This is a genomic window from Cytophagaceae bacterium ABcell3 (assembly GCA_030913385.1).
Lineage (GTDB): Bacteria > Bacteroidota > Bacteroidia > Cytophagales > Cytophagaceae > ABcell3.
Genome location: CP133159.1, coordinates 834,112 through 846,011 on the forward strand (window position 1 = coordinate 834,112; position 11,900 = coordinate 846,011).

The window sequence follows — 11,900 nt, forward strand, 5'->3', positions numbered from 1 at the left end:
AGAAATTGCTTGCCATTTTCCTTTCCTCTCCTTTACGCTCCCTGTAACTTGCAGCTACAGCACCGTACTACCAAATGAAACGCACTGCCAGAGGTAGCCTGCGTCTACCAAAACGTATCATTATTAGCGCCCTCGTTAGATATGTGCTTGCAAGTCTGCAAAAACTACTTTCAGAAGAACGGTAGCAGAGACGAAATATCGGGGCGATATGATTATAGGTTAAATTATATTGATCTAGAAAGTCCTGAAGGGGCGTGATTTTTTACGTGTCCGATACAGGAAGGGCTTGTTGGTGAAAACACCAACAAGAGGAGGTTTTAAATTCGTGGTCATATGACCTTCTTTCTCTTTTACTTATCGTTCCAAATTTAAGAAAAAGAGCTTAACTTACTGTCCTATCAAATATATACATTCCAACAGCACCGTACTCCGATACAGGAAGGGCTTGTTGGTGAAAACACCAACAAGAGGAGGGGTTAGCAGTGGGTAGCTTGCAGCTACCCACTGCTAACCCATTTTCCTTTCCTCCCCCTTTACGCTTACTGTAGCTTGCAGCTACAGCATCGTACTACTAAATAAAACGCACTGCCAGGGGTAGCCTGCGGCTTACCAAAACCTACCATTGCACAAAGGTGAGATGAACGTCAAACTTGTAACTGACCGCCTAGAGATGGCTCAACATAACGAAAAAAGCCGATCCTTGTGGGATCGGCTTCTTATAAGTGTTCTTGAAAAGCTTATAATGGCTTACTTCTGAACTTTTACATTTATAGTAATAGATCTGTTGCTTGCTTCAGTACCAGCAGTTTCTTTTACGTGAACCACGCCTTTTTTGCCAGCCTCAGTGATAAATGCAAAAACCTGACCTTTAGATAACTGGTTCTTTCTTGTTTCGTTTGCACCCTCAGCCGCTTCAACAATTTTTAAATCATCATCAATTGCAGCAAATTGTTCTGCAGTAAGTGAAGTTGCTTTAAATTTAGTAGCGTTTTTAGAACTCCATCCATCTACGTTGCTATGTGCAGCAGAAATTCTGTCATCATTTGGAGCAGCAATTAAGTGGCCATTTTCACCACTATAAGTATAGATAAAGTCTACTTTAGTGTAATTTTCGTTTGCTTCAGCCATTTTCATAACTGTTCCAGTAGAAGTAGCGAAGAAACTACCTGCATTAGGGTTGCTTGCGCCACCTAATAGTTTTGCTGAGTAGCTGCTTATTTCTCCACCTTTTTCAGCTTTAACCTTAACAGTTAAGCTTTTCGCTGCGCTAACACCATCTCTGTCTTCTACTTGGAACCTATAGGTAACTGTTTCGCCAGCTACACCTTCTAGCTCATAGTGTTCTGTGTGCTTAGTTGATTCATGGAATCCGCTGGTTTTAGCCTCTCCATATTGGGTTTCGTTAGCACCTTGTTTTTTAAATACAGTTATTCTGTTAAGCCTTTGTTCTGCAGAAAAAACCACAGCTACTTTATGCTTTTCCCCTGCTTCAAGTGTTACTTCTGTGTCACCTGGGGTAAAAGAAATTGTTGGGCCTGGTTTTGGATCTTCATCTTTGCTACATGAAGTAAAAAGCGCAACAGATGCTATTGCGAGCATTGAAAAAAAGAACGAGAACTTTTTCATTGTTTGAACTTAAGTTTAATTGGTTTATTTATTGGTTTAATGTTATTCTATATCGGTTCAGAAACTGAATTTTCTACGGCACAATATTATCTAAAATTTTCCTTAAAGTTATTAAAATGTCATTAAAAAAATCACTCATTTTTTTATACGTTAACTATAGGGCTAAAATATTTACATTCAATTTTTTACTTGCAGTTTACTAACAATCAGCAAGCGCCTAAATTTATTGCTACCCCCTTAGCCAAAGACAATTTTTTCTGTTCGCAAAAGGTTAACTATATATTGTAGTGTGATGAGGGTAATTTACGTTAAGTTAATATTTCGGTTTCGTGTTTACAGAAAAAAATTAATTTTGGAAATTAATAAATCACAGGATAAAAAGATAAAGGTTTCATAGAGGGAAATCATCAGTTTCTTTGTTGTTATAAGGCGACTTAGGTCGGACATTATTTTACTATATATAAATGGTTGCATCAGTCTTAAAAAGGGCGCTTTTCGTTTTACTCCTTCATGTTATTGTTTGGTCTCAAGCATTGGCACAAGGCTCTAAAAATATTTCTTTAGAAGAATTATGGATGACGGGAAATTTCCATTACCAAAGCCTCTCAGGCCTTCGGTGGATGGCGGAAGATCCCTACTATACAGCTTTCTCATCGGCAGGACCTAACCAACCTAAAGATATTGTGCAGTATGACATACGTTCGGGAAAAGCTGTGAAAACACTTGTCAAAGGAGCGCAGTTGGTTGCTGAAAACAAGCAAATTTCTTTAGAAGAGTATGCTTTTAACCCTACAGACCTTACACAGGTATTGATTACTACCAACACTAAAAGCATCTACAGGCACTCCACCACCGCCGATTATTATTTGTTTAATACTGAGAGTCAGCAATTGAAAAAGCTCAACCCTGCCGGTCAGGGTTCCTATGCCACGTGGTCTCCGGACGGTAAACACATAGCTTATGTAAGGGAAAATAATCTTTACCTAGTTAATGCAAAAACATTAGAAGAAACGGCCATTACGGATGATGGTAAGTATAACCATATCATCAATGGGGCATCTGATTGGGTCTATGAAGAAGAGTTTGAACTGGTAAAAGGTTTCGAATGGTCTCCGGATGGCAAAAAAATAGCATTTTACAGGTTTGACGAAAGCAATGTCCGAGAGTATGTCATGCAATTATGGCAAACTTTATATCCTGAACACCAAGCTCTGAAATACCCCAAAGCAGGAGAGAAAAACTCAGATGTTCAGATATTTGTGTATGATATAGCAGGTGCAGAAAAGAAAAAGCTATTTGGCGAGGATGAAGATATTTATGTGCCTAGGATAAAGTGGCAGCCAAACAGCGAGGACTTGTTTGTGTACCGGATGAACAGGTACCAAAACCACCTGCACATATATGCTGTTTCTGTAAATAATGGAGAAAAAGCACTGGTTTACGAAGAGCAGAACGATGCCTATATAGAAATAAATAACGACCTCACTTTTGTAGGTGATAACAAGTCATTTATAATCAGCAGTGAAAAAGATGGGTACAAGCACCTGTACCAATATAGCCTGAAAGGTAAAGAGCTAAAGCAAATTACCAAGGGGAAGTGGGAAGTAGACGATTTTTATGGAATGGATCAACAAAATACCTTGTATTTTACTTCTACAGAGGTTTCTTCTATGGAACGTCATTTGTATAGCATACGTCTAGATGGCAAAAAGAAAAAGCAGTTAACCAAGGATGCCGGTACCTATTCAGCAAACTTCAGTAATTCTTATAAATACTACATTCTCACCCAAACGAGCATCTCAAAGGCTCCGTCTTCCACTGTATATGCAACAAACGAGAAGTTTTCCAGAAAAATAATGGACAACCAGTCTTTGGAGCAACGTTTGAAGGCTTACGATATGGGAAATTTTGAGTTTAAAACCTTTCCAGCCGCTGATGGTACGGAGCTGAACGGGTTTATGATTACCCCATCGGATTTTGATGCTGACAAAGAATACCCTGTGTTAATGACCGTCTACGGAGGACCAGGCCATCAGCAGGTCATGAACCGCTGGGGTGGACACAACCACTTTTGGTATCATATGCTTGCGCAGAAAGGTTACATTGTTGTATGTATAGACGGCCGTGGTACTGGTGGCCGTGGTGAGGCTTTCAAAAAATCTACGCAACATAACCTTGGGAAATATGAGACTGAAGATGTGATTGCCACGGCCAAGCATTTAGCCGCTCTTTCTTATATAGATAGTGATAGAATAGGTATTTTTGGATGGAGTTTTGGTGGGTACTTGTCGTCGCTGGCCATTACCTTAGGGGCTGAGCATTTTAAAATGGCTATTGCCGTGGCACCGGTTACCAGTTGGCGTTTTTATGACACCATATACACCGAACGCTTCTTAGGTCTGCCGAGCGAAAACGCTGCGGGGTACGACCAAAACTCGCCCATAACCCATGCAGGCTTGCTAAAAGGAAAATACCTGCTCATACATGGTACAGCCGATGACAACGTGCACATACAAAACGCACTGGAGATGCAAAATGCCCTTATTGCAGCTGGAAAGCAGTTTGATACCTTCTACTATCCGAACAGGAATCATGGTATCTATGGAGGCAATACCAGGTTGCACTTGTACGAAATGATGACCAATTATATTATTAATAATCTTTAATTTGACGGGAGTAGTAAGAACATGCTACTCTTTTTTTCACCTTGAACCTTACTAAAAAGCCAGCACGATTTTTTCTCGTACAAAAGCTTTCTGTTTCTAATAAAGAAGCAGCGCATTTGATCGTGCAGCAAAGGTTACTGGTAAACGGACAGCCTGCACAGGTAAACCAACCGATTTATGAAACTGATGAGGTGACATTTGACGGGCAATTGTTGCAGGAGGCAAAAAAGTGCATTTATCTGGCTTGCTACAAGCCATGCGGTATAGAAACTACGTTGAACAGGGAAATACCCGACAACCTGTACTGTTCTTTTGATATCCCAGAAGGTGTTTTTCCCGCCGGGCGCTTGGACAAAGCCTCGGAAGGCCTGCTTTTATTTACCAATGATGGAGCGTTGTACCAAGATATTGTCCACTGTAAAACCCTTCAGGAAAAACAATACCTAGTCACGGTAAACAAGCCACTCACAGAAGAAGTCCTTAAACGTTTGTCTACAGGTGTCAAAATTATGGATAAAATGACCCGCCCTTGTTTGGTTAAAAAGATGGGCGACAGTGAATTCCAAATAACCCTCACCGAAGGGCGCAACCGGCAAATCAGAAGGATGTGTTATAAGCTTGGCTATGAAGTTGTCAAACTTGTCCGCACCCGCATCATCAATCTTCAGCTTGGCAACCTCAAGCCAGGGGAGTGGCGGTCAGTAAAGAAAGAAGACATATACGGGTAGGTATATGTTTTCTTTTAAGAAAATTGTTGTACCCTTCAAAATAAGGGCATATCAGCAATATCCCTAAAAATTTCAATAGACTCCAATTTACAATATATACATTTTTATCTTAAAACATTTCCTTTCAAACGGCAGTTTGGGCTACTAATGGCCAGAGGGAAACGGTGGTTAAAAAGGCAAATGTGGGTATAATAGTAGCCAATAGGGAGAACATGGCTTAGCTGCATTTTTGCTTATGATGCTATCTCTAAAAAAATCCTTTGGGATAATGTATAAGTTAGGCTAATTTTACATCTTGATTCATACCTTAATCTATCATAAATGGAAACAAAAAGCAGACAGATCGCAAGGGATACCGCAATTTTTGACCTGATCAACAAAGAAGCTGACAGGCAGGAACATGGTATAGAACTGATCGCTTCTGAAAATTTCACCTCTAAGCAGGTAATGGAAGCCATGGGCAGTGTTTTAACCAACAAATATGCAGAAGGGCTTCCTGGAAAAAGATATTATGGTGGTTGCGAAGTCGTAGACCAAGCTGAGCAATTGGCTATAGATCGCGCAAAGCAACTTTTTGATGCAGAATGGGCCAATGTGCAGCCTCACTCAGGTGCACAGGCCAATGCTGCGGTTATGCTGGGTTGCCTTAACCCTGGCGACGCTATTTTAGGCTTTGACTTGTCGCACGGTGGCCACTTGTCACATGGTTCTCCTGTGAACCTTTCAGGAAAGTATTACAGACCTTTCTTTTATGGTGTAGAAAAAGAAACAGGTTTGATTAGCTGGGATAAAGTAGAGGAAATAGCGCAGAAAGAAAAACCTAAACTTATTATATGTGGTGCTTCTGCTTATTCCAGAGACTGGGATTATGAACGTTTGAGAGACATTGCCGATAGTGTTGGGGCATTGCTTTTGGCTGATATTTCGCACCCGGCAGGATTAATTGCCAAGGGACTGCTTAATGATCCAATCGAACACTGCCATATCGTGACCACTACTACCCATAAGACCTTAAGGGGGCCTAGAGGCGGTCTGATTGTGATGGGCGAGGATTTTGAAAACCCTTTCGGATTGAAAACACCAAAAGGCGATATCAGGATGATGTCGAATGTACTGGATATGGCTGTTTTCCCTGGTACACAAGGAGGACCTTTGGAGCACGTCATTGCAGCAAAAGCAGTTGCATTCCACGAAGCTCTTTCTGACGAATACATGGAGTATGCACTTCAGGTACAGAAAAATGCCAAAGTAATGTGCAAAGCATTTATAGATAAAGGTTATCAGGTTATCTCAGGCGGAACAGACAACCACCTGATGTTGATTGACCTTAGATCAAAGGGGCTGACTGGTAAAGTGGCGGAAAATACCCTTATTAAAGCCGACATCACCATCAATAAAAACATGGTTCCTTTCGACGATAAATCACCTTTTGTTACTTCTGGTATGCGTATTGGTACTGCGGCTATAACTACACGGGGCATGAAAGAAGGCGATATGGAGCGTATTGTTGATATGATTGATACAGTTCTTATGAATAATGAGAACGAAGCGAAGCTTTCTGCTGTTAGGGGAGAAGTAAATGAGTGGATGAAAGAATTTCCGCTTTATAAATAAAATCAATTACGATATTTTCGTTGATCAGGCATGGCCATAAAAGAAATAACACCCCGTAAATTTGACGAAGAACCAGAAGAAATGCCTTTTCTGGACCACCTGGAAGTATTCAGGTGGCACCTTATCCGATCTGTTATAGCTGTTTTCGTATGTATGCTCGTTGGCTTTGCCTCTATGAATTGGGTATTTCAGGAAGTGATTCTAGGGCCTGCAAGTTCAGACTTCTGGACTTACCGGATGATGTGCAAGATCAGCGACTTGTTATGTGTGAGTGAAGTTAACTTTACCTTGCAGAGCAGGCAGTTGTCGGGGCAGTTTTCCATGCACATTCTTGCGTCATTGGTGTTTGGTATAATCGTAGCGTTCCCTTATGTTTTTTGGGAATTGTGGCGGTTTGTGAGGCCAGGTCTTTATCAAAAAGAAGCCAAGGCAGCCAATAGCACGATCTTTTTTGTTACGGTGTTATTTGTTATCGGTATTTTGTTTGGGTATTATGTGATCTCACCACTTTCTATTCAATTTCTTGCTAACTATAAGCTGGATGATTCTATCATGAATCAGTTCGATATCACGTCTTACGTTTCCACTTTGTGCATGATTGTTTTAGGTGGAGGGATGATTTTTCAGCTACCGGTTATTGTACATTTCCTTACATCTATTGGAATGTTGACACCAGAGTTTATGAAAAAATACCGGAAGCATGCCATTGTGCTGATTTTCGTAATTGCGGCTATTCTTACGCCATCGCCTGATGTACTGAGCCAGTTGCTCGTAGCGGCTCCTATGTACCTGCTCTTTGAGTTGAGTATTTTCATCTCAAGGTCGGCATTCAAGAAATATCAAAGTAAGGAAATAATCTCAAATGTTAACTAATGTCTAAGAAAATAGCCATCGGCGGTGATCATGCCGGTTTTCAGTATAAAAGCCAACTAATAAAATTTCTTCAAGAAAAAGGGATGGAAGTTAAGGATTTTGGCCCTTCAAGCGAAGCTTCTGTAGATTATCCTGATTTTGCCCATCCATTAGCTTCTGCTGTAGAAAAAGGAGAAGTTGATTTTGGTATTCTGATTTGTGGAAGCGGAAACGGTGTGGCAATGTCTGCCAATAAACATAAAGACATCAGGGCGGCCCTTTGTTGGAACAGGGAATTGGCCGGCCTGGCAAGGCAACATAACAATAGCAATGTACTTTGCCTGCCAGCTCGCTTTATGGAGCTTGACGAAGCTAAAGCCTCTGCTGAAACTTTTATAAATACAGATTTTGAAGGTGGAAGACACGCAAACAGGGTTGATAAAATCAGCCAGTGCTGAGTCAAAAGCTAAGCATAATTAATAAAAAAGGCGGACTTTAACAGTTCGCCTTTTTTTATGTCCTGGAGCTGAGGGGTGTTATTTATGTGATAATTTTGTTGGAGGGTTTGGCGGGTGAGTTTTTTTTCTTGTTGGTGAAAACACCAACAAGGGGGGGCTCCAGTCTCGTTAGATATATGTTCGCACGTCCTGTCAAGATCCACTTTCAGAAGAACGGTCGCAGATTTCTACATAGCCCTGAAGGGGCGATATGATTATAGGTTGAATGTTGGTGAAAACACCAACAAGGGGGGAGCCCTGAAGGGGCGTAATTTATTTTGTTGCCTGTTTTATCTTCAAAGGATCTTTGATTCTGCTTTTCTTGAACAAATGGAAAATTGTTATGTCATGCTCGAGCCTGAAAGAATGGTTGTTGTTGAGGTTAATTTTGTTGGTGGAATAGGGCGGGTGAGTTTTTTTTCTTGTTGGTGAAAACACCAACAAGGGGGAGGGCGTAATTATTTTGTTGTCTATTTTATTTTCAAAGGATCTTTGATTCTGCTTTTCTTGAACAAATGGATAATTGTTATGTCATGCTCGAGCCTGAAAGAATGGTTGTTATTGAGGTTAATTTTGTTGGTGGAGTAGGGCGTTTCTGTTCTTGTTGGTGAAAACACCAAAAAGGGAGACAAACCAATAAATCGAAAAAAGGCCATTTACCGGCTGCGTTTGTTTAATCAATTTCCAAATCGGTTCTAATATAAACCCTTTCGTCTTCTGCCCATTGCTTGTATTCGTTTTCAAGCACAGGTATGCGCATAAAGATATCCGGCATTAACCCTCCTTGATCATCTATGACTTCCGGTCTGTGTCTTATAAAGTTTTCATACACTTCTGAAAGCACTTGAAAACTGTGCAACCTGTTAAAATGACGCTCAGCCAGTACCATGTTCAAATAAGGCATGCCCAATGTGTTGTCCAAATAGATATCCCTATCATCTCCGGTGGTCCATACATTTTTCCCAGTAAAATGCTCGTGTAAGGCTTCTCTATCAGCAATTAAATGGTCATTGTCTGCCAAATCGCTTCTGACAGCAAAATCATACAATGAGCCATAGCTTACTAATACTACTAAAAATACGGTAAACCAAAAGGAAAATTCTTGAAGCCTGCGGTTCCTTAATTGCTGCATTGCAAAAGCAGTGTAAATTACAATTCCAGGCAAGAAAATATATAATTGGTTAGTAGTAATGGTTCTGGTAAAGAATACAAAAGCCACTGCTGCTAATATCAGGTATAAGAAAGTGACTTTAATAACATTGGTTTGGTAATTGGTTTTTCCTCCTGCACCGGTAGACACAAAGAAAGAAAGCACCGTCACAAGCAGTGGCACGGCAAATACTAAGATCAGGGTTTCATTTTCCACGTATCTGAAACGCTGCAAAGAAAAGGGGGTAATAATGAAATTGTGGTAAAAGTCCCTCAGGCCATCAAACCAAAAGAAGTAAACGGCGGCTATTGCCATAGGAAGCAGGAAACCGCTCAACAGCAGTAGTACTTTTGCAAGATTTGCTGGAGTATATATGACCAGTGTTAGAAATATAAAAATGAAAAATACGGCTGCCGGATAATAGAACATCATAGCCATGCCCGCTGACAAGCCCAAATATAGCACCTTCTCATAGTCTTCGGGAGAGCGCATCAAATAGAAAACATAATACAGCATGACCAGAATAAAGGTCAGGCCCATAAGCATGGGCGAAAGGGTAAGGAAGTCGAAATAAAGGAAAGAAAATATAATATAAAACAGAGCAGGCAAAGTAGTTTTTTCCCTTGCTTGTTGCATATTATATATTTCATTTAAAAAATATGCCTGAACAAAGACTAAAAACAGCGCTATGATCCGGTAAGCAGTCTCCGATTTGCCAAACAAAAGGTGAATGGTATGGTAGACTGCCACAGAAAGCGGTTCAAGGTTTTCCCAGACATCGCGGTACATGACAAAGCCATTGGCGACTTTTTCGCCAACGGTCAGCCAGGTCAGCTCGGGAATTGTTAATGGTATGCCTGCAAAAAACATAGGCAGGCGCAGCAAGAGCAGTATGATGAACAATACTGGTAGCCTGGAAAATCCGTAGTTCCTAAAATATGAGATCAAAACAAAAGTGCCGTTAGATTCTTAATAGAATTATATGTAAACCTAAAATTTTTACGCTAAGTTTGGGTAAATTTAATAAAGATAAAAAATATTCCTCTGTTATATGGACAGTAAAAGACAACAAAGATTTTCAAAGCTTATCCAGAAAGAGCTGAGCGAGATTTTCCAGAAAGATGCCAAAAGCATGTTTAAAGGTGCTTTTATAACAGTTACAGGGGTGAAAATTTCTCCAGATCTAGGTTTGGCATCCGTATATTTAAGTTTTTTGATGGAAAAAGACCGTCAAGCACTGCTCGATCATATCACCTCACAAACTAAACAGATCAGACTTTTGTTGGGAAATAGGATAGGTAAACAGGCACGTATTATACCTGAACTACGTTTCCACTACGACGACTCTGCAGAGTATGCGGCAAGGATGGATGAGCTTTTCTCAAAAATCGATATTCCGCCGGCAACTGAAGATGACGACGATGAAAAACAAAAAGAATAGCAATACATTAACAATCTCGGAGGAATAATAGGTTGAGAACAATCTTTCTGATAGCAAGAAGGTACTTCCTTTCTAAAAAGAAAAAAAGCTTCATAAACGTCATATCTATGATGTCTATGGCAGGCGTGGCTTTTGGCACAATGGCCCTTGTTATTGTGCTGTCCGTTTTTAATGGAATGGAAGACCTTATCCGAACACTTTACAATACTTTTGATCCTGAGATCAAAGTGTCCGCTGCTCAAAGTAAGTCCTTGACCTATGACGATGCCTTAAAAGATAAGGTATATGCTGTTTCAGGTATAGAAATGGTGACCGAAGCCATTGAAGACAATGCTTTAGTAGAGTACCGCGACGATAGAAGGGTGGTTAAAATCAAAGGCGTTTCTGAAAATTTCCTTGACCAGCAGCGGCTTAACTCAGCCATTGTGGCAGGTGAGTATGCTTTCCACAGGAACAATATGGACTATGCCATTATTGGTAGAGGTGTGCAATATAGTTTGAACATTAGCATCAACAACGACCTTAGCCCATTGAAGATCAGTTATCCTAATCATAGGAAACTGCTTCAGGTTACTTCGCCTAATATCTTGAACAGAAATATTATACCAGCAGGCGCTGTGTTTGCCATCGAAAAGCAGTATGATGACAATTACATTTTTGTGCCTTTGCATTTTGCCCAGGAGCTAATGAACTATGGAGACCGCCGGACTTCATTGGAGATCAAAACAAAAGAAGGATATAAGATCAATAAAGTGCGGGATGAGCTTAGAAAAGTGTTGGGAGGCGAGTTTCTTGTTCAAAACAGCGACGAGCAACATGCTAGTCTGCTCAGGGCTATCAAGATAGAGAAGTTGTTTGTGTTCATAACATTCTCAGTTATTCTGGCCATTGCTTCTCTTAATATCTTTTTCTCCCTGACCATGTTGGCCATAGACAAGAAAAAAGATGTGGCAATGATGTTCTCTATGGGGGCAACACCTGGCTTTATCAGGAAGATATTTATGACAGAGGGTATCATCATCGCTTTCTCAGGCGCAATTATAGGTTTGATGCTTGGCTTTTTGATTTGTCTCGCACAACAAGAATTGGGCTTGATCTCAATGGGTATGGAAACCTCTCTTATTGACGCATATCCTGTAAAAATGGAGGCTGGCGATTTTGTTTTCTCAGGTCTGGTAATATTCGCTATCACTATTCTTATTTCTTATAGGCCAGCAGTAAAAGCCTCAAGGGTAACAATTCAGGATAACCTGTAAGTATAGTTTATCTTTAAAGGTTAAAGGCAGGAGAAGTATAAAGTTTTCATACTTTGTAAGTAACTTATAT

Annotated in this window: 9 protein-coding genes; 7 read left to right on the forward strand and 2 right to left on the reverse strand. The window is 40.4% G+C overall.

What is annotated here, in order from left to right:
* Positions 1-747 precede the first annotated feature (747 nt).
* The gene (locus RCC89_03610; GenBank protein WMJ72254.1) at positions 748-1,626 is read right to left on the reverse strand and encodes a hypothetical protein; all 879 of its coding nucleotides are present in this window, start codon (positions 1,624-1,626) and stop codon (positions 748-750) included.
* Between the two features lie 464 nt (positions 1,627-2,090).
* Between RCC89_03610 and RCC89_03615 the strand changes: the two genes are divergently transcribed.
* From RCC89_03615 to rpiB, 5 genes are all read left to right on the forward strand, one after another.
* Complete coding sequence (locus tag RCC89_03615) at positions 2,091-4,292, forward strand: S9 family peptidase (GenBank protein ID WMJ72255.1); 2,202 nt, start codon at positions 2,091-2,093, stop codon at positions 4,290-4,292.
* Between the two features lie 41 nt (positions 4,293-4,333).
* Positions 4,334-5,020 (forward strand): pseudouridine synthase, encoded by a 687-nt coding sequence (locus RCC89_03620; GenBank protein WMJ72256.1) that lies wholly within the window; start codon positions 4,334-4,336, stop codon positions 5,018-5,020.
* Positions 5,021-5,341: 321 nt separating this feature from the next.
* A complete protein-coding gene (gene glyA / locus RCC89_03625; protein WMJ72257.1) occupies positions 5,342-6,634 on the forward strand; it encodes a serine hydroxymethyltransferase in 1,293 nt (430 codons plus the stop codon).
* Between the two features lie 30 nt (positions 6,635-6,664).
* On the forward strand, positions 6,665-7,507 hold the full coding sequence (tatC, locus tag RCC89_03630) for a twin-arginine translocase subunit TatC (GenBank protein WMJ72258.1): 843 nt from the start codon (positions 6,665-6,667) through the stop codon (positions 7,505-7,507).
* A complete protein-coding gene (gene rpiB / locus RCC89_03635) occupies positions 7,507-7,944 on the forward strand; it encodes a ribose 5-phosphate isomerase B (GenBank protein ID WMJ72259.1) in 438 nt (145 codons plus the stop codon). Before tatC ends, rpiB begins: the two co-directional genes overlap by 1 nt.
* A gap of 712 nt (positions 7,945-8,656) precedes the next feature.
* Here rpiB and RCC89_03640 read toward each other — a convergent pair.
* On the reverse strand, positions 8,657-10,081 hold the full coding sequence (locus RCC89_03640; GenBank protein ID WMJ72260.1) for a DUF6427 family protein: 1,425 nt from the start codon (positions 10,079-10,081) through the stop codon (positions 8,657-8,659).
* Positions 10,082-10,184: 103 nt separating this feature from the next.
* On the opposite strand from RCC89_03640, the gene rbfA reads away from it, so the two are divergent.
* A complete protein-coding gene (rbfA, locus tag RCC89_03645) occupies positions 10,185-10,574 on the forward strand; it encodes a 30S ribosome-binding factor RbfA (GenBank protein WMJ72261.1) in 390 nt (129 codons plus the stop codon).
* A gap of 32 nt (positions 10,575-10,606) precedes the next feature.
* On the forward strand, positions 10,607-11,830 hold the full coding sequence (locus RCC89_03650) for an FtsX-like permease family protein (protein ID WMJ72262.1): 1,224 nt from the start codon (positions 10,607-10,609) through the stop codon (positions 11,828-11,830).
* The last annotated feature ends 70 nt before the right edge of the window (positions 11,831-11,900 follow it).